Origin of the sequence: Streptomyces sp. NPDC087440, assembly GCF_044744005.1 — a bacterium.
In the GTDB taxonomy this organism is placed as follows: Bacteria; Actinomycetota; Actinomycetes; order Streptomycetales; family Streptomycetaceae; genus Streptomyces.
This window is the reverse complement of sequence record NZ_JBIUXN010000024.1, coordinates 1-19,613: the sequence shown is the minus strand read 5'-3', so window position 1 is coordinate 19,613 and position 19,613 is coordinate 1. Positions and strand designations below refer to the sequence as shown.

Below are 19,613 nucleotides of genomic sequence, written 5' to 3'. Positions count from 1 at the left end.
GCCGAGATCGGGGACGTATGAGATCCCGTACGAGAGCGCCGCAGCGCGTGGCGAGAAGCGTGCTCAGCGCCACGCTGGCCACCAGCCTCCTCCTGCTGGCCGGACCCCTCCTGACCTCGGCGTCCGCCGCCGAGGGACCCAACGTCGCCGTCGGCGACCCGGCCTCGGCGAGCAGCTCCCACAGCGAGTACGGCGCGGCGAACGTCACCGACGGCAACCAGTCCACGTACTGGCAGAGCGCGGGCAGCGCGCTCCCGCAGTGGGTGCAGGTCGACCTCGGGGCCGCTCAGCGGGTCGACGAGGTGGTCCTCAAGCTCCCGGCGGGCTGGGAGCAGCGCAACCAGACCCTCGCCGTGCAGGGCAGCGCCGACGGCACCAGCTTCACCACCCTCAAGGTCTCCGCCGCGTACACCTTCGCGCCGGGGTCCGGCAACACCGTCACCGTCGGCTTCCCGGCGACGCAGACCCGGTTCGTGCGGATCGCGATCAGCGCCAACACCGGTTGGCAGGCGGGGCAGTTGTCGGAGCTGGAGGTGCACGGCGCGGGCGATTCCTCGGTCAACCTGGCCCGCGGCAAGACCTTCACCGCGAGCAGCCAGACCGAGGTGTACGCACCCGGCAACGCGGCCGACGGCAACAAGGCCACCTACTGGGAGAGCCGCAACAGTGCCCTCCCGCAGTGGCTCCAGGCCGACCTCGGCGCGTCCGTGCGCGTCAACCGGGCGGTCCTGCGCCTCCCCGACGGCTGGGGTGCGCGCACCCAGACCCTGAAGCTCCAGGGCAGTACCAACGGCTCCGACTTCACCGACCTCACCGCCGCCAAGGCCTACACCTTCGACGCGGCGGGCCAGAACTCCACCACCCTCTCCTTCGACGCCACCACGACCCGTTACGTCCGGGCCCTGATCTCCGCCAACAGCGCGCAGAACGCAGGCCAGTTGAGCGAGCTGGAGGTCTACGGCCCGGCCACCGGCGACACCCAGGCCCCGACCGCCCCCGCGAACCTGGCCTACACCGAGCCCGCCACCGGCCAGATCAGGCTCACCTGGGGCGCCTCGACCGACAACACGGCCGTCACCGGCTACGACGTCTACGCCAACGGCACCCTGTTGACCTCGCTCGGCGCGGGCGCCACCACGTACACGGACAACCGTCCCGCCTCCGCGACCGTCAGCTATTTCGTACGGGCCAAGGACGCGGCCGGGAACGAGTCGGCCAACAGCAACACCGTCACCCGCACCGGCGACACCGGTGACACCCAGGCCCCGACGGCCCCCGCGAACCTCGCGTACACCGAGCCCGCGACCGGCCAGATCAAGCTGACCTGGGGCGCGTCCACGGACAACAAGGGCGTGACCGGCTACGACGTCTACGCCAACGGGGCCCTGCTGACCTCGGTCGGCGGCACTGTCACGACGTACACCGACAACCGTCCGGCCTCGGAGACCGTCAGTTATTACGTACGGGCGAAGGACGCGGCGGGGAGTCAGTCGGCCAACAGCAACACCGTCACCCGCAATGGCACCGGCACCGGAGGCGGCACCAACCTCGCCGTCGGCAAGCCGATCGCGGCCTCCTCGGTGATCCACACCTTCGTCGCGGAGAACGCCAACGACAACAACACCGCCACCTACTGGGAGGGCACCGGCCACCCCGCCACCCTCACCGTCAAGCTCGGCGCCAACGCCGACGTCGACCGGCTCGTCCTCAAGCTCAACCCCGACTCCGCCTGGGGCCGGCGCACCCAGACCATCGAGGTGCTGGGCCGCGAGCAAAGCGCGTCCGGCGTGACCTCGCTGGTCGCCGCCAAGGAGTACGTCTTCGACCCGGCGAGCGGGCAGAACACCGTGACGGTCCCCGTGGGCAGGCGAGTGGCCGACGTGCAGCTGCGCTTCACCGCCAACTCCGGTTCGGGGGCTGGTCAATTGGCTGAGTTTCAGGTGATCGGTGTGGCCGCGCCGAACCCGGATCTCGAAGTGACGGGGCTGACGGCCTCGCCCGCATCGCCCGTCGAGACGGACACCGTCACCGCCTCCGTGACGGTACGCAACAGCGGTCCCGCCGACGCGGCGGCCAGCAAGGTCGCGGTCCGGCTCGGCGGAACCAAGGTCGCCACCGCGCAGGTCCCGGCCCTCGCGGCGGGCGCGCAGGCCACCGTCACGGCTTCGCTCGGTCAGCGCGAGGCGGGATCGTACGAACTGAGCGCGGTCGCCGACGACGGCAACGCGGTGCTGGAGCAGAACGAGTCCAACAACACCCTGACCAGCCCGAGTCCGCTGGTCGTCAAGCCGGTCGCGAGCGCAGACCTGGTCGCCGCATCGGTGACCACCACCCCGTCCTCCCCGGCCGCCGGGGACGACATCACGTACAAGGTGGCCATCAAGAACCAGGGCACCGTCGCCTCCTCGGGCGGCGACCACGCCGTGACCGTCACGCTGACCGATGCGAAGGGCGCGGTCGTCACGACGCTCACCGGCAACCACTCCGGGGCCATCGCCGCCGGCGCGACCACCGCACCGGTCTCGCTCGGCACCTGGAAGGCCGCCAACGGCTCGTACACGACGAAGATCGTCATCGCGCCGGACGCGACCGAGCTGCCGGTCAAGCGGGAGAACAACACCTCCACCCAGCCGCTGTTCGTGGGGCGTGGCGCGAACATGCCGTACGACATGTACGAGGCCGAGGACGGCACGCTCGGCGGCGGCGCGCAGGTGGTCGGGCCCAACCGGACCGTCGGCGACATCGCGGGCGAAGCCTCGGGCCGCAGGGCCGTGAACCTCGACGCGACCGGCGAGTACGTCGAGTTCACCACCAGAGCCAGCACGAACACCCTGGTCACGCGCTTCTCCATCCCGGACGCAGCAGGCGGCGGCGGCATCGAATCGACGATCGACGTCTACGTCAACGGATCCCTGAAGAAGGCGTTCCCGCTCACCTCCCGCTACGCCTGGCTGTACGGGAACGAGACCGCCCCCGGCAACTCGCCCGGTTCCGGCTCGCCCCGCCACATCTACGACGAGGCACACCTGATGCTCGGCGAGACCGTTCCGGCGGGGGCGAGGATACGGCTCCAGAAGGACGCCGCGAACACCTCGACGTACGCGATCGACTTCGTGAACACGGAGCAGGTGGCACCCGTCGCGAACCCGGACCCGGCGACGTACACCGTGCCCGCCGGATTCGGCCACCAGGACGTGCAGAACGCGCTCGACAAGGTGCGGATGGACACGACGGGGAAGCTGGTCGGGGTGTACCTGCCGCCGGGCGACTACCAGACGTCCAGCAAGTTCCAGGTGTACGGGAAGGCGGTCAAGGTCGTCGGGGCCGGGCCCTGGTACACGCAGTTCCACGCGCCCGCCGGGCAGGAGAACACCGATGTCGGCTTCCGCGCGGAGGCTGCGGCGAAGGGGTCGTCCTTCGCGAACTTCGCGTACTTCGGGAACTACACCTCGCGGATCGACGGACCCGGCAAGGTCTTCGACTTCTCCAACGTGTCGGACATCGTCATCGACAACATCTGGAACGAGCACATGGTCTGCCTCTACTGGGGCGCGAACACCGACTCGATGACCATCAAGAATTCCCGCATCCGCAACATGTTCGCCGACGGCATCAACATGACCAACGGGTCGACGGACAACCTCGTGACGAACAACGACGCCCGGGCCACGGGCGACGACAGCTTCGCGCTGTTCTCCGCGATCGACGCGGGCGGCGCCGACATGAAGAACAACGTCTACGAGAACCTGACGTCGACGCTGACCTGGAGGGCCGCGGGCGTCGCCGTGTACGGCGGCTACCGCAACACCTTCCGCAACATCCACATCGCCGACACCCTGGTCTACTCCGGAATCACCATCTCCTCGCTGGACTTCGGGTATCCGATGAACGGCTTCGGGACCGAGCCAACGGTCTTCGAGAACATCTCGGTGGTCCGCGCGGGCGGGCACTTCTGGGGCGCGCAGACCTTCCCCGGCATCTGGGTCTTCTCCGCCTCGAAGGTCTTCCAGGGAATCCGGGTGAACCACGTGGACATCGTCGATCCCACCTACAGCGGGATCATGTTCCAGACGAACTACGTGGGCGGGCAGCCGCAGTTCCCCATCAAGGACACCGTCTTCACCGACGTGTCCGTCACCGGGGCGCGCAAGAGCGGTGACGCCTACGATGCCAAGTCGGGCTTCGGTCTGTGGGCGAACGAGATGCCGGAGGCGGGTCAGGGGCCGGCCGTCGGCGAGGTCGTCTTCAACGGGCTGCGGCTGAGCGGCAACGCGGTGGACATCCGGAACACCACCTTGACGCTGAAGATCGTCAACAACCCTTAGCGGGAGGCCTCGGAGGGTGCTCCGGCACCCTCCGAGGGCTGTCCGCTCAGCGCACTTCGACTGTCCGAATAGCGCAAGCGCCTTGCAGCGCTTGCGCTATTCTTGCGCCCATGACGCGACGACTTGCTCAGGTAGCGAAAAAGGTTGGGGTCAGCGAGGCCACGGTCAGCCGGGTGCTCAACGGCAAGCAGGGGGTGTCGGAGGCGACCCGGCAGTCGGTGCTGACCGCGCTGGACGTGCTCGGGTACGAGCGGCCGACGCAGCTGCGGGGGGAACGGGCGCGGCTGGTGGGGCTCGTGCTGCCGGAGTTGCAGAACCCCATCTTTCCGGCGTTCGCCGAGGTCATCGGCAGTGCGTTGGCCCAGCAGGGCCTCACCCCCGTGCTGTGCACGCAGACCAAGGGGGGCGTCTCGGAGGCCGATTACGTGGATCTCCTGCTCCAGCAGCAGGTGTCCGGAGTGGTCTTCGCCGGAGGGCTGTTCGCGCAGGCGGACGCCCCGCACGAGCACTACCGGCTGCTGGCCGAGCGGCAGATCCCGGTGGTGCTGATGAACGCCTCCATCGCGGGGCTCGACTTCCCCTGTGTGGCCTGCGACGACGCGGTGGCCGTCGAGCAGTCGTGGCGGCACCTGGAGTCGCTGGGGCACGAGCGGATCGGCCTGGTGCTCGGGCCTGCCGACCACATGCCGTCGCGGCGTCGGCTGAAGGCCGCCGAGCAGGCCGCGGGCGGCTCGCTGGGGGACGAGTTCATCGAGCGGTCCATGTTCTCGCTGGAGGGCGGCCAGGCGGCCGCGACGCGGCTGCTGGAGCGCGGGGCGACCGGCATCGTGTGCGCGAGCGACCCGCTGGCGCTGGGGGCCGTGCGGGCCGCGCGGCGGCTGGGCCTGCGGGTGCCGCAGGACGTGTCCGTGGTCGGCTACGACGACTCGGCGTTCATGACCTGCACCGAACCGCCCCTGACCACGGTCCGCCAGCCCATCGAGGCGATGGGACGGGCCGCCGTCGAACTGCTGATCCTCCAGATCCAGGGCAGCGACGTGCCGCACAGCGAGCTGCTCTTCGACCCGGAGCTGGTGGTGCGCGGCTCCACCGCGCAGCCGTCCGGGGTCGCAGGGGCCGCGAAGTAGGGCCTTCGGGAGTCGGCTGGGCCGCAAAGTGAACCCTTGTGACGGTCACGATCTGACGTCCTTCTGCTTCTGAACTCCACCTGTCTGTCAATCAATTACGAAATCTACGCGACATCTTGCGGCCACTTGTTTGCGGTGGTTGAGTGAGCGGCGCCCCACAACGCATCGGCGGTGGGGCGCCTTCCACGTTCATGCCCGAAGGGGTCCACCCATGAGAAGTGCTCGGTTCCGTCGCGCCCGCACTGCAAGCGCCATGACGCTCGTCTCCGCCCTGACGCTCACCGCTCTTGCCGCCTGCGGTACGAGCAGCAGCAAGGACGACGACCCCGGTTCGGGTTCCAAGGGCAGCGGGAACTCGGACCCCGCCGCCCCGCTGGACCCGAAGACCAGGGTCACGATCTCCATCGACTGCATGCCCCCGACGGCGAAGGCGGCCGAGCTGAAGGAGTGGAAGGAGGACGTGGCCGCGTTCAACAAGACCTACCCGAATGTCACGATCCAGGGCCGCTCCACCGCCGGCCAGTGCCTGGAGCCGCCGCGCTTCACCGCGATGCTCAAGGCCAAGTCCCAACCCGACGTGTTCTACACGTACTTCACCGACCTGCCCCAGGTGCTCGACAACGACGGCGCGCAGGACATCACCGCGTACGTCAACGAGAAGTCGGTGCCGCGGCTCAAGGACATCGACCCGAACGTCCTCAACTCCCTCAAGCAGGACGGCAAGTTGTACGGTCTGCCCACCAGCAACTACACGATGGGCCTGCTCGTCAACCGCAAGCTCTTCCAGCAGGCGGGCCTCAACCCCGACACGCCTCCCCGCACCTGGGAGGAGGTGCGCGCCGCCGCCAAGAAGATCGCCGGGCTCGGCAACGGCATCGCCGGGTTCGGCGAGTACAGCGCCACCAACCAGGGCGGCTGGCACTTCACCGCGCAGATGTACAGCGTCGGCGGCGACATCGTCGACCCGAGCGGCAAGAAGGCCGCCTTCAACACCGACCTCGGCAAGCAGGTGCTGAAGAACCTCCACGCCATGCGCTGGGAGGACGACAGCATGGGCAAGACCCAACTGCTCAAGTGGGGCGACCTCCAGAAGATGGTCACCACCGACAAGCTCGGCATGTACCTGGCCGCGCCCGACGACATCCCGTACATGGTCCAGCAACTGGGCGCCACGTACGAGAACTTCGGGATGGGCCCGATTCCCGGCGAGAAGAACACCCTGGCCGGCGGCAACAACTACATGATCAAGAAGGGGATCTCCGCCGACAAGGTGAAGGCGGCCGTCGCCTGGCTGAACTTCAAGAACCTCTCCGTCGGCAAGGGCCAGTTCGACTGGGCCCGCACCAAGGCGGACAGCCTGCCGGTCGGCATTCCGCAGCCCAACTTCTGGCTCAACGAGTCCAAGAAGACGGACGACGCGGCCCGCGTGAAGGACGCCACCATGCCGGTCGCCAACTTCAAGACCTTCATGGACAACCCCGTCCAGGGCAAGGCCGAGCCGCCGAAGGCGCAGGAGATCTACAAGATCCTCGACAACGTGATGTCCGGAGTCCTCACCAACAAGGACGCCGACGTGGACAAGCTCCTTGCCACGGCCGAGTCGCAGGTCAACCAGATCCTCGGCGCATAGCGGCCGACGCCGGTCGTAGGCCCGGCCCGACGGCCTCGCCAGAGAGCCAGGCCGGACGGCCCCCCGCCCGGGCGGGGACGGGCCGCACTCCCGTCCCCGCCCGACCCCGCACCGTACACACGCATACGTACGCACGAAGAACCGGCACCCCCGCACCGAGGAGCAACGATGTCGGCCCCCAGCCTCACCCCGAGCAAGACGGGCAACTCCCTTGCGGTGAAGCCACGTTCAGCCCGACCCGGACCGCAGGGCGGACGCCTCGCCCGGAGCCTGCGCCGCAACCTCACCGCCCACGGCTTCCTCGTCGGCGCGGTCGTCTGTTTTGCGCTGTTCTCCTGGTACCCGATGGTCCGGGAGGTCCTGCTCGCCTTCCAGAAGACCGAGGACGGCGCGGTCAGCTGGGTCGGGCTCGACAACCTCGCCACCGTCTTCAACGACCCGGCGTTCTGGCAGGCCTGGCGCAACACCTTGATGTTCACCCTGCTCGCGCTGGTGCTCGGCTTCGCGGTGCCGTTCGTCGTCGCCGTCACCATCAACGAGTTCCGGCACGGCAAGGGCTACTTGAGGCTACTGGTCTACCTCCCGGTGATGCTGCCGCCGGTCGCCTCCGTACTCCTCTTCAAGTACCTGTACGACCCCGGATACGGGCTCCTCAACGAGGTCTTCGACTTCTTCGGGCTCCCCGCTCAGCAGTGGCTCCAGGACCCGGACGTCTCCCTGCTCGCGGTCGTCGTCGCCTCCACCTGGATGAACATGGGCGGCGCGACCCTGATCTACCTCGCCGCACTCCAGGGGATACCCGGCGAGCTGTACGAGGCCGCCGAGCTGGACGGCGCGGGGCTGCTGCGCAAGATCTGGCACGTCACCGTTCCGCAGACCCGGCTCATCCTGTCGCTCATGCTGCTCATGCAGGTCATCGCCACCATGCAGGTCTTCGTGGAGCCCTTCCTGCTGACCGGCGGTGCGGGCCCCGAGGGGTCCACCACGACCGTCGTCTACCTCATCTACCAGTACGCCTTCAGCTTCAACAACTACGGCGCGGCGGCCGCCCTCGGCCTGCTCCTGCTCGTACTGCTCGCCGGATTCTCGGCCGCGTACGTCAAGCTCAGCCGCGCCGAGGACGAGTAGGGAACGGGGAGACACGCCATGTCGACACGCACGCTCATCTCACCCGCCCAACTCGCGCGCCCGCGCGGCAAGTTGGTCTACTGGATCATTTTCGCCGTCATCGTCGGCGGCTTCACCCTGGTCTTCCTCGGACCGCTGTACTGGCTGGTCTCCAGCGGCTTCAAGAATCCGCAGGAAGTCATCCAGACCCCGCCCACCCTGGTTCCCGGCTCCTTCGAACCGGCCAACTACGGCCGGGCCTGGGAGGTCATGGACCTCGCCTCACTGCTCTTCAACACCCTCTACTACGCCTTCGGCGCGCTCGCCTTCCAGCTCGTCCTGGACGTCGCCGCCGCCTACTCGCTGTCCAAGCTCCGGCCGATCTTCGGCAAGGCCGTCCTCGGCATGATGCTGGCGACGCTGATGATCCCGGCCACCGTCCTGGTCGTACCGCAGTACCTGACCGTCCTGGACGTGCCGGTCGTCGAGCGCAACCTGCTCAACTCGCCGTGGGCGATCTGGCTGCCCTCCGTCACCAACGCCTTCAACATCTTCCTGCTGAAGCGGTTCTTCGACTCCATCCCCAAGGAACTCCTCGACGCCGCCTCCATCGACGGGGCGAGCCCGACGCGCACCCTGTGGTCGATCGTCCTGCCGATCTCCCGGCCGATCCTCGGCGTCGTGTCCATCTTCGCGGTCGTCGGCGTCTGGAAGGACTTCCTGTGGCCGCTGCTCACCCTGCCCGACCCGGCGAAACAGACCCTCAACGTCGGCATCTACTCGCTCTCCAACGGGGTCCCCGTCAATGTGCTGATCGCCGCCCTCACCATCGCGTCGATCCCCACCCTGCTCATCTTCCTGATCTTCCAGCGGAACATCATGAGCGGCCTCACCGCGGGCGGCCTCAAAGGCTGAGCCCGGCCGGCCCTTCCCGGTCGCCCGACCCGTCCCGGTCGCGCGGCCCCTCCTGATCGCCCGACCCCTCGCACGACCGCGCCGCCGGGCAGGCGGCGCGGTCCGACCTGCCCGAAAGGACCTTCACGTGGCAGACGCCCTCCCGTCCCGCAGCCCGCACTGGTGGCGCGACGCCGTCATCTACCAGGTGTACCCGCGCAGCTTCGCCGACGCCGACGGCGACGGCACCGGAGACCTCGCGGGGGTCCGGGCCAGACTTCCCTACCTCTCCCAACTCGGCGTCGACGCCGTGTGGTTCACCCCGTGGTACGTCTCCCCGCTGGTCGACGGCGGGTACGACGTCGCCGACTACCGCACCGTCGACCCGGCCTTCGGCACCCTCGCCGAGGCCGAGAAGCTCATCGCCGAGGCCCGTGAACTCGGCATCCGCACGATCGTGGACATCGTCCCCAACCACGTATCGGACCAACACGCGTGGTTCCGAGCGGCGTTGGAGGCGGGGCCCGGCAGCCCCGAGCGCGAGCTGTTCCACTTCCGCCCCGGACGCGGTGCGCACGGCGAACTGCCGCCCAACGACTGGCCGTCGCAGTTCGCGGGCCCCACCTGGACCCGGGTGCCCGACGGCGAGTGGTACCTGCACCTCTTCACCCCCGAACAGCCCGACCTCAACTGGGCGCACCCGGCCGTCCGCCAGGAGCACGAGGACGTCCTGCGCTTCTGGTTCGAGCGGGGAGTGGCAGGCGTACGGATCGACTCCGCCGCCCTGCTCGCCAAGGACCCGGCGCTGCCCGACTTCGTCGAGGGCGTCGACCCCCACCCGTACATCGACCAGGACGAACTGCACGACATCTACCGCGCGTGGCGCCGGATCGCCGATGCGTACGACGGGGTGTTCGTCGGTGAGGTGTGGCTGCCGGACGCCGAGCGCTTCGCCCGCTACCTGCGCCCCGACGAACTCCACACCGCCTTCAACTTCAGCTTCCTCGCCTGCCCCTGGGACCCGGAGCGGCTGCGGCGCTCCATCGACGACACGCTCGCCGAACACGCGCCGGTGGGCGCCCCCGCGACCTGGGTGCTGTGCAACCACGACGTGACCCGCACCGTCACCCGGTACGGGCGCGCGGACACCGCCTTCGACTTCGCCACCAAGACCTACCGCACCCCCACCGACCTGGCCCTCGGCACCCGCCGCGCCCGTGCCGCCGCCCTGCTGACGCTGGCCCTGCCCGGCTCCGCGTACCTCTACCAGGGCGAGGAACTCGGCCTTCCGGAGGCGGACATTCCGAGGGGCCGCATCCAGGACCCGATGCACTTCCGGTCCGGGGGCGTCGACCCCGGGCGGGACGGCTGCCGGGTGCCGCTGCCGTGGGCGGCCGAGGAGCCGTACTGCGGATTCGGGTCGACGGTCGAGCCCTGGCTGCCGCAGCCCGAGGGGTGGTCGGCGTACGCGGTGGACCGGCAGGACGCCGACCCCGGGTCGATGCTCGCCCTCTACCGCGAGGCGCTGCGCATCCGGCGGACCGTACCGGGCTTCGGCGACGGACCGCTGGAGTGGCTGGACGCGCCCGGGGGAGTCCTCGCCTTCGCGCGTACGGAGGGGCTGTGCTGCTTCGTCAACCTGAGGGCCGTGGCGGTGGAGTTGCCCGAGGGTGCCGAGGTGCTGCTGAGCAGTGGACCGCTGGACGGGGAGGGCAGGCTGCCGGGGGACACGGCGGTGTGGCTGCGGCGCTGACGGCGGACCGGGCCCAGGGGCGGACTCCATTGGTCCTAAGAAATGCCACCCCTTCGCGTGACAGCGAGATCGTCCTGAAAGCCGTAACGTTCCTGCGGAACCGCCTCTGAACTGCGGTGTTGCTCGATCCGGTAGCTCCTGGAACTTTCGTTCGAGTAATCGGTGTGCTGGCCATGATCCGTAACCCTCGTAAGGTCGTCCCGATTTCATCCAAAACGTGATCCGGCGAGGTGTGGGTGTCAGGCGAACTCTTCTGCCCCGAAGCGGAACCGAGGCAGGCAAGAGGCGGCATCGCCGGGGGTCCGACCGCCGTCGTCGAGGGCCTCGCGGGCTGGGTCCCGCCCCGTACGGTGGCCAACGACGCGCTCCCCTCCGCCTGGGAGGTGGACGACGCCTGGGTGCGCCGCCGCACCGGCATCGGCGAACGCCACTGGGCGGACCCGGGCACCTCCACCGGCGACCTCGCCCTCCGCGCCGCCGTGCGCGCACTGGACGTCGCCGGGAACCCGCGCATCGACGCGGTCGTCCTGGCGACCTCCACGCCCGACCGGCCCATGCCGGCCATGGCACCCGAACTCGCCACCCGGCTGGGCCTGGGACCCGTCGCCGCCTGGGACGTCTCGGCCGCGTGCAGCGGATTCGTGTACGCCCTGGCCAGCGCGGCCGGAGCGCTCGCCTCCGGCATCGCGGAACGGGTCCTGCTGGTCGCCACCGAGGTGTACTCGACCCTGATCGCCCCCGACGACCGCAGCGCCGGAGTCGTGTTCGCCGACGGCGCCGGGGCCGTGGTCCTGCGCCGGGGCGAACGAAGGGAGCCGGGCAGTGTCCTCGGCTTCGACCTCGGCAGCGACGGCAGCGGGCACGGCCTCATCGAGGTCCCCGGCGGCGGCGCGCTGGAACGCTCCGAGCCGAGCCGCTTCGTACCCGGCGACCGGCACTTCCGCATGGACGGGCGGGAGGTCTACCAGCACGCGGTCCGCCGGATGACCGCCTCCTCGCAGGCCCTGCTGGCCGGTGTCGGCTGGCGTACCGAGGACGTCGACCACTTCGTCGGCCACCAGGCCAACGCCCGCATCCTCAGCGCGGTCGGCGAACGGCTCGACGTCCCGGCGGCCCGGCAGATCTCGAACATCGAGCGGGTCGGCAACACCGGCGCCGCCTCCATCCCGCTCGCCCTCGCCGACGCCGCGTCCCGCGACGAACTCCGGCCGGGCGCACGCGTCCTGCTCACCTCGTTCGGCGCGGGACTCACCTGGGGCTCCGCCGCCCTGGTGTGGCCGGAACTGGCCACGGTGGCACCGGTGTCGGACGCCGGGTGACCGACGGTCCGTAACACCGCCGCGTACTCCTCACCACGCGACCACTCCTCCGTACTCCTCCCCTTCCCCACGCGACCTCTCCTCGCGTGCCCCTGCACTGAATAGACCTATGCGAAAGGCACCCCCATGTCTCCTGTCGTCACCGCCGTCCACTCCGTGCTCACCGACAAGTTCGAGGTCGCTGCCGACTCGATCCGGCCCGAGGCCACCCTGGAGAGCCTCGACCTCGACTCGCTCTCGCTGGCGGAGCTCGCCCTCGCCCTCCAGGAGGAGCTGGGCGTCAAGGTCGAGGAGCACGAGGCGACCAAGGCCACCACGGTCGCCGAACTCACCTCCACGCTGACCGCCAAGCGCGCCGCGGCAGGCACGCTGTGACCGCTCCGACCCCCTCGGCCGACCGCGCGGTCGCGGTCACGGGGCTCGGGATGATCACCCCTGCCGGTGTCGGCAGGGAGGCCACCTGGCAGGGCGTGCTGCGCGGCGAGTCCACGGCCGCGCACGACCCCGAGCTCAAGGAGCTCTCCTCCGGCGCCTTCTCCTGCCGCATTCCCCCGTTCGCCCCCGGCGAGGGCCGCATCGGCGGGGGCAAGGCGTGGCGGATGTCCCGCTTCACCCAGCTCGCGGTGCTCGCCGCCCGCGAGGCCGTCGCCGACGCCGGGCTGGACCCCAAGAGCTGGGACGGCGCACGGGTCGCGGTGGTGATCGGTTCCGGACTCGCGGGCGCCGCCCACCTGGAGGAGCAGACGGTACGCATGCACCAGGCCGGGCCCGACTTCGTGTCACCGGTGCTGATCCCCATGCTGATCTCCAACATGGCCGCGGGCGAAGTGGCCCTCGACCTCACGGCGCACGGCCCGTCGCTCGCCACCGAGACCGCCTGCGCCTCGGGCGCGAGCGCCCTGGTCGTCGCCCGTGACCTGCTGCTCTCGGGGGCGTGCGACATCGCGGTCGCCGGGGGCACGGAGGCGGCGATCAGTCCGGTCGTCACCACCGGGTTCCAGCGGATGGGCGCGCTGTCGGGACGTAACGACGCACCCGTGGCGGCCTCCCGGCCGTTCGCTGCGGACCGGGACGGCTTCGTCATCTCCGAGGGCGCGGCGATCCTGGTCCTGGAGCGGGCGGCGGACGCGAAGGCCCGGGGGAGGAGCGGATACGCGCTGCTCGCCGGGACCGGCGCCAGCTCCGACGCCCACCACCCGACCGCCCCCGCCCCCGGGGGCACGGTCGCCGAGACCGCGCTGCGGCTGGCCGTCGCCGACGCGGGCCTCGACGTCGCCGACGTCGACCACGTCAACGCGCACGGCACCTCGACCCCGCTCAACGACAGCACGGAGGCCGAACTCATCGGCCGGGTGCTGCCGCACGGGCCCAGCGTCACGTCCGCCAAGGGCGTCCTGGGACACAGCCTCGGCGCGGCCGGGGCGATCGAGGCGGCGCTCACCGCGCTGACGATCCACCACGGGACGGTCCCGCCGACGGCCAACCTGACCCCGCAGAACCTGGAGTTCCCGCTGAACTGCGTGACCGGCGAGCCCTCGCACCAGGAGGTGCGGGCGGCGGCGAGCCACTCCTTCGGCTTCGGCGGGCACAACGTGGTGCTGGTGCTGCGGGCCGTCTGAGCGTCCCTTCGTTCCTTCCCCCACTTCGTTGCTTCCCCCGATTCGTTCCGTACCCCGATTCGTTCCCTTTCGCGACTGAGAGAGTCCGTTCACCCCTTGACCGTGTACAGCGCCCTCGCATACGCGAGCGTCCACATCCCGGCCGGCCGCCAGACGGTGGCCGAGGTCGAAGACCGCTTCCGCGCGCACAACCCCGGCATCCCGATGACCCCGGGCGTGCTCCAGCACATGTACGGACTCGTCGAGCGCACCGTCGCCCCGGCCGACGAGCAGCCGTCCGACCTCGCCGCCCACGCCGCCCGCACCCTGTTCCGGCAGCACGGCACCGACCCGCTCGACGTCGACCTGCTGATCTTCGCGGGCATCCTCGCCGACATGGAGGAGCCCGCCACCGCCCACCTCGTCGCCGACAAACTCGGCCTCACCTGCCCGGTGTTCGACCTCAAGAACGCCTGCAACGGCGTGCTGAACGCCCTGGAGGTCGCCGACGCCCTCATCACCACCGGCCGCTACCGCCGCATCCTCGTCACCACCGCCGAGGTCAGCACCCGCGAGAGCCGCTGGTCGGTGGAGAGCGCCGACGACGTCCTGCACGCCCTGCCGAGCCTGAGCACCGGCGACATGGGCTCCGCCGTCCTCGTCGAGGCCCGCGAACGGCCCGGCATCCTCGGCTCCCGCTTCTTCGCCAACTCCTGGGGCTGGCGGGCGGCCACCCTCCCCAACCCATACGCCAACCACCGCACGCTCGGGCAACTCACCATCGACTCGGCGGAGTTGGTGGCCTCCTTCGAGGGGATGCCGGAGAAGGTGCGGCAGGCGATGCGGGACCTCGGGGTGAAGACCGGCGACCTGGACCTGGTCTGCGTCCACCAGCCCTCGGTCGCCTTCACCAAGGTCGCCTGCGCATGGATCGGGGCCGACCCGGCCGACGTGCGGGCCACCTTCCCCACGCACGGCAACGTCGCCACCAACACGCTGCCGCTGCAACTCGCCCTCGCCCTGGAAGCGGGGGACCTCCAACGGGGCGACCTCGTCGGCCTGTTCGGGTTCGCGAGCGGGGCCAGCGCCGGGGTGGTGATCTGCGAATGGTGAATTCGGCCGACATGAAGGTGAGTTCGCGTGTTCGCATCGAACCCGTGCCGTACGACCAGTGGCCGCAGGCCCTGCGTGACGTGCTCGACGGGTCCCGCAAGGACGGGTCGGGCCGCGTCAACCTCTTCGGCACCCTCGCCCACCATCTCCCGCTCGCCGAGGCCTGGTTGGCGCTGGCCCGGGTGCTCACGCACGACGGCACCCTCACCGCGCGCGACCGCGAACTCGTCGTCCTGCGCACCGCCTGGCGCCTGGACTGCGCCTTCGTCCACGACCGCCACACCGGTCAGGCCGCCCTCGCCGGACTGACCCCGGCCGAGACGGCGGCCACCGCCGTACCGCTCGACGCTCACCCCTGGCAGCCCGACGACCTCGCGCTGCTGCACACGGTCGACGCGCTGGCCGCGCACGAGGACGTACCGGACGCGGTGTGGCAGCGCCTCGCGGACCGCCTGCGCACCGATCAGCTGGTCGAACTCCTGGTGCTGGCAGGGCAGTCGGCCATGATGTGCATGACGCTGCGGACCCTGCGCACCCCGCAGGACGACTCCCTCGACTCTCCTGCCGAACGGACTGTACGGACCGTGCCGACCGTACGGACCGGCCGCGCCCGGGAGTGCGGGCCGACGCCCTCGTCCACGTAACAGAAGCACATCAGCAAACCGTCACGGAGTCCTCCGAAAGGCAGCCCCCGCATGTCCGTCACGCGTACCGAGCCCCGCCCCCACCCCGGTCCCGCGCTCCCCGCCCCCTACGGCGCCTGCCCGTACGGGCCGCCCGCGGCCTACCTCGACGCCGCGCGCACCGCGCCGGTCAGCCTCTCCGCGCTGCCCGACGGCACCCCGTGCTGGCTGGTCACCGGGTACGCGGAGGTACGTGCGGTGCTCGCCGACGCCCGGTTCAGCGCCGACGCGCGCACGCCCGGATTCCCCTTCCTCTCGCCCGGGCAGCGGCAACTCGCCACCGCCAAGCCCAGCTTCATCCGCATGGACGACCCCGAGCACGCCAGGCTGCGGCGCATGGTGACCAAGGACTTCCTGGTCAAGCGGGTGGACGCGCTGCGGCCCGGGATTCAGCGCATCGTCGACGAGGCCGTCGACGCCATGCTCGCCAAGGGCGCCCCGGCCGACCTCGTCGCGGACTTCGCGCTGCCCGTCCCGTCGCTGGTCATCTGCCTGATGCTGGGGGTTCCGTACGAGGACCACGAGCTGTTCCAGTCACTCAGCCGCACCCTGCTGGACAACACCGTGGGGCACGCACGCATCGCCGAGGCCCACCACGAGCTGATGGACTTCCTCACCCGGCTCGCCGCGCACAAGCGCGAGCACCCCGGCGACGACATCCTCAGCCGCCTGGTCGCCCGCGACGACCTCACCCCGCAGGAGACCGCGTCGCTCGGCTTCCTGCTGCTGGTCACCGGCCACGAGAGCACCGCCAACATGACCGCCGTCAGCACCCTCACCCTGCTGCGCCACCCCGAGCAGCTCGCCCTGCTGCGCGACCGCCCCGAGCTTCTGCCCGGAGCGGTCGAAGAGCTGTTGCGACAGCAAACCATCATCCACCTCGGGCTCTCCCGCGTGGCCAAGGAGCGCGTCGAGCTCGCGGGCGTGACCGTCGAACCCGGCGACGGCGTGATCTGCATGCTGTCCACCGCCAACCTCGACCAAGAACTCTTCGCGGCGGACGGCGGCACCTGCCCCACCGCACTCGACGTGACCCGCGACGCCCGCCGCCACCTGGCCTTCGGCTTCGGCATCCACCAGTGCATCGGCCAGGCGCTGGCCCGGGCGGAACTTCAGATCGTCCTGGAGACCCTCCTGCGCCGCCTGCCGACACTGCGGCTCGCGGCGGCGGAGGAGGAGCTCAGCTTCTCGACGGAGAGCATCGTGTACGGATTGAGGGCGCTGCCCGTGGCGTGGTGACGCCCGCTGGCGGTGAGGTCCGCTCAGCGGCGGTGAGGTCCGCTCACCGGGGCGGGAGCATCCAGTGCCCGCCCGTGCTCCAGCCGACGAAACGCTGCGCCCGGCCGCTGTCCGCTGTGCCGTCCGCAGCGAACTCGCCGCCGGACACGACGAGTCGGAGACCCGCGAGGGCCGGGGCGAGGCGGGCGGCGACGTGCGCCGGATGGCGGGCCGCCTCCGCCGACAGCCCGGCGAGCACACGGTCCCGGGCCGCCGGTGCGCACAGCGACAGGTGGAACAGCATCTGGCGCCAGGCGTACGCGGCGTCCTTGACGGTGGGCAGCGGCCAGGGGCTTCCCTGCACCCGGGCCGTGAGGCGGCACACCGTCGTGAAGCAGCGCAGGGCGAGCGCGTCCCAGCCCTCGCCGGGACGGACCCCCACCCGGTGCACGAGCGTGGCGAGGTTGTGGGTGGTGAGGATCTGCGCCTGCTCGATCACCTTGCCGTTGGCCGCGACCGACCAGGAGTGCGCGCCGCCACCGGCCCGCGTCGCGCACAGGGCGGCGAAGTCAGGTGCGGTGCGGGGCGTCTTCCTGCCCGGCCGGGAGCCCTTGTCGGGCCGTGCGACGGGAGGCTCACGCAGCGCCGCGTAGTCGATGCCGTAGTAGCGCGCGTACAGCGAACCCTCCAACAGCTCGGCGGCGACCTGCGCGGCCTTCAGGAACTTCGGGCTGAACGTCCCCATGAAGATGTCCGCCGCCAGCTCCTCCACCAGCGGCGCGTCCAGCTCCGCCTGACGGGCCAGCACGGACAGCTCCCGCACGAGCGGATTGGGCAGGATCGTGCCGGGGAAGGCGCGCACGGCGGTCCCGGCCAGCTCGCGCAGCGCGTCCAGGGCGGCGTCGGCGTCCGGGCTCCGGTGCGCGGCAACGGCCCGCACCCAGGGCAGCTCGTCCACCCGTACCTGGTGCGCCAGGTTGAGCAGGAGCAGCGAGCGGCGGTTGCGGAACGCACGGTAGGTGGCCGCGGCGAGCGTGCGCAGCGGTCCGTCCTCGTACGTACGGGCCGTCGTCGACGCCACCAACTGCGGCACCAGCTCGGCCAGCACCTCGGCGGACGGCACCAGCTGGCGCTCGACCAGCGTGGCCAGCGGCGCGCTGAGCGTGCCCTCGACCACACGGCGTACCGGAACGGGCAGCGGAGCGCCTGCGGGCAGCCCCGACTCCCCGGCCTCCCGCGCGCTCACCTCCACGACCAGCGGGCCGGTGTCCTCGACGCCGGACTCCTGGGGGAGCGCGGCGAGCCTGCGGGCGGCCAGGTGGGCCAGCTCGTGGTGCGCGGGCAGCGCCGCCTGGGCGGCCTGGGTGCCGCGCAGGGCGGTGTGCCGCTCGGAGCCGGGCAGGCCGCGCCTGCGGACCATCGAGTCGACGGCGGTGCGCACGAGACCGGTGCGGCGTGCGTCGAGGGGGCGCCGGGCGGAGACCTCCGTGAGCGCGCCGATCAGGATGCCGACGTTCCCCTTCGGGTCGCGGTGCTTGGTGCAGAGCGTGTGCTCGGCGGCGAGCGCCCGGTAGCGCTGGAGGAGCGCGTCGCCGTGGGCGTACCAGGCGTCGTCGGGGTCCGTCAGCCAGTGCGCCAGCAGCTCGTCGGAGAACGGGTTCCAGACCGTGAGCGCCTCGCGTTGCTTCTCCACCGCCGTGTTGGGGAGCCGGGCCTCCAGCCGCCCGCGCGCGTCGGCGACCGTGCGCCGGTGCACCAGGTCGGCGCGGCCCGCCGGGACGGCGGAGGGGCGGGGCAGGAAACGCAGGGTGTCGACGTACGGAGCGAGCACCTCCACCAGGTCGGCGGCGGAGGCGACGTCGCCCGCCCGCACCAGCCACGCCACGGTGAGCAGGGCGGCCTCCTCGGGCACGGCCACCTCGTAGCGACCGCTGTCGAGCAGGGCGAACAGCGCGTCGAGACCGGGCTCGGTGAGGGCGTGCGCGAAGAGGGCGCCGCGCGTCGCCGGGATGCCGCAACGCCGGGCGGCCTCGGTCTCGTACGGCAGGACGGGCCCCGAAGCGCTCGCCGTGCCGGTGGCGAATCCGCCGCGCACGACCTCGGGGGTCACCCAGGCGGGCAGGCCGCGCACCGGGGTGCGCGAACCGATCGACAGACGGCCCTCGGCGATCCCCGCCAGCACGGCCTGCCAGCGCTTGCCGCGCGCGGCGGCCCGCTCGCGGGTGGCCGCGTCGGGGTGGCTGCCCGCCGTGGCCAGGGCCTTGGCCAGCTGGTCGGCGGCGTAGGAGAGGTTGACGGCTGTGACCTGGGAGGGATGCGAGGGCTGCTGGTCAGCGTTGGTGTCCATGGCCGACGTGGCGGGTTCCGCCCCCGCGCCCTCCGGGTAGGAAGCCCGGTGCTCTGACTGCTGAGCTACACGTCGATGTGCAGTGACCGTAGGGGAGCCCCGGCGGCTTGCTCAACAGGTTTTGGGGCGTGGGCGCCAGTATGTGGACCGTTGTGAACGCCTGTGACGTGCACTGGAACAATCGCCGCAGGTACAGCCGTGCGCCCCGTGCGTGCGGCTGAGGAATTCCCGAGTCGGCGTGCGGCCGACGGGCCCCGGGCCGTCTCCCCGGAGGGCTCGCCGTGCCGGGCGCGGACCAGTATGGAAAGGATGTGACCGATGTCTGCGACCTCTTCCGCGGCCATGCAGAACGGTGCCGCCAGGACCGGTGCCTTCGACAACAGCGTCATCGAGAAGCTGTACGCCGAGGTGCTGCGCCGCAATCAGGGCGAGAGCGAATTCCACCAGGCGGTGCACGAGGTTCTCGAAACCCTCGGCCCGCTGCTGAGTGCGCGCCCCG

Annotated in this window: 13 protein-coding genes, 1 tRNA gene and 1 pseudogene; 13 read left to right on the top strand and 2 right to left on the bottom strand. The window is 70.8% G+C overall.

Translation table 11 applies throughout. The features are described 5' to 3' along the window. Positions 1 to 17 precede the first annotated feature (17 nt). The 12 genes from ACIO3O_RS34950 (at position 18) to ACIO3O_RS34895 (ending at position 16,788) form a co-directional block, all read left to right on the top strand. Entirely contained in the window at positions 18 to 4,325 is a 4,308-nt protein-coding gene (locus ACIO3O_RS34950; protein ID WP_401752915.1) for a discoidin domain-containing protein, read from the top strand. Positions 4,326 to 4,435: 110 nt separating this feature from the next. Further along, positions 4,436 to 5,452, top strand: a complete 1,017-nt coding sequence (locus ACIO3O_RS34945; RefSeq protein ID WP_401752914.1) for a LacI family DNA-binding transcriptional regulator — start codon at positions 4,436 to 4,438, stop codon at positions 5,450 to 5,452. A gap of 211 nt (positions 5,453 to 5,663) precedes the next feature. Further along, complete coding sequence (locus tag ACIO3O_RS34940; protein WP_401752913.1) at positions 5,664 to 7,082, top strand: extracellular solute-binding protein; 1,419 nt, start codon at positions 5,664 to 5,666, stop codon at positions 7,080 to 7,082. Between the two features lie 168 nt (positions 7,083 to 7,250). Next, a complete protein-coding gene (locus tag ACIO3O_RS34935) occupies positions 7,251 to 8,210 on the top strand; it encodes a carbohydrate ABC transporter permease (RefSeq protein ID WP_401752912.1) in 960 nt (319 codons plus the stop codon). An 18-nt stretch (positions 8,211 to 8,228) separates the two neighbouring features. Continuing rightward, positions 8,229 to 9,104 carry a carbohydrate ABC transporter permease gene (locus ACIO3O_RS34930; RefSeq protein WP_401752911.1) on the top strand — a complete coding sequence of 292 codons (876 nt, stop codon included), beginning with the start codon at positions 8,229 to 8,231 and terminating at the stop codon, positions 9,102 to 9,104. 127 nt (positions 9,105 to 9,231) lie between these two features. After that, positions 9,232 to 10,836, top strand: a complete 1,605-nt coding sequence (locus ACIO3O_RS34925) for a glycoside hydrolase family 13 protein (protein ID WP_401752910.1) — start codon at positions 9,232 to 9,234, stop codon at positions 10,834 to 10,836. A gap of 290 nt (positions 10,837 to 11,126) precedes the next feature. Beyond that, the gene (locus ACIO3O_RS34920) at positions 11,127 to 12,155 is read left to right on the top strand and encodes a beta-ketoacyl-ACP synthase 3 (protein ID WP_401753020.1); all 1,029 of its coding nucleotides are present in this window, start codon (positions 11,127 to 11,129) and stop codon (positions 12,153 to 12,155) included. A 126-nt stretch (positions 12,156 to 12,281) separates the two neighbouring features. Then, complete coding sequence (locus ACIO3O_RS34915) at positions 12,282 to 12,530, top strand: phosphopantetheine-binding protein (protein ID WP_401752909.1); 249 nt, start codon at positions 12,282 to 12,284, stop codon at positions 12,528 to 12,530. Next, a complete protein-coding gene (locus ACIO3O_RS34910; RefSeq protein ID WP_401752908.1) occupies positions 12,527 to 13,774 on the top strand; it encodes a beta-ketoacyl-[acyl-carrier-protein] synthase family protein in 1,248 nt (415 codons plus the stop codon). Before ACIO3O_RS34915 ends, ACIO3O_RS34910 begins: the two co-directional genes overlap by 4 nt. Before the next feature lie 102 nt (positions 13,775 to 13,876). Continuing rightward, complete coding sequence (locus ACIO3O_RS34905; RefSeq protein ID WP_401753019.1) at positions 13,877 to 14,866, top strand: 3-oxoacyl-ACP synthase III family protein; 990 nt, start codon at positions 13,877 to 13,879, stop codon at positions 14,864 to 14,866. Between the two features lie 44 nt (positions 14,867 to 14,910). After that, positions 14,911 to 15,510, top strand: coding sequence for a carboxymuconolactone decarboxylase family protein (locus ACIO3O_RS34900; protein ID WP_401752907.1), 600 nt, complete (start codon positions 14,911 to 14,913; stop codon positions 15,508 to 15,510). A gap of 51 nt (positions 15,511 to 15,561) precedes the next feature. Then, a complete protein-coding gene (locus ACIO3O_RS34895) occupies positions 15,562 to 16,788 on the top strand; it encodes a cytochrome P450 (RefSeq protein WP_401752906.1) in 1,227 nt (408 codons plus the stop codon). A 43-nt stretch (positions 16,789 to 16,831) separates the two neighbouring features. Here the strand turns inward: ACIO3O_RS34895 and ACIO3O_RS34890 are convergent, their stop codons facing one another. Beyond that, a complete protein-coding gene (locus tag ACIO3O_RS34890) occupies positions 16,832 to 19,114 on the bottom strand; it encodes a hypothetical protein (RefSeq protein ID WP_401752905.1) in 2,283 nt (760 codons plus the stop codon). Beyond that, positions 19,114 to 19,189: transfer RNA gene (locus ACIO3O_RS34885), tRNA-Gly, on the bottom strand. Before ACIO3O_RS34885 ends, ACIO3O_RS34890 begins: the two co-directional genes overlap by 1 nt. A 267-nt stretch (positions 19,190 to 19,456) precedes the next feature. Between ACIO3O_RS34885 and ACIO3O_RS34880 the strand changes: the two are divergent. Beyond that, positions 19,457 to 19,613 (top strand): annotated as a pseudogene (locus tag ACIO3O_RS34880) (glutamate dehydrogenase); the annotation flags it as partial.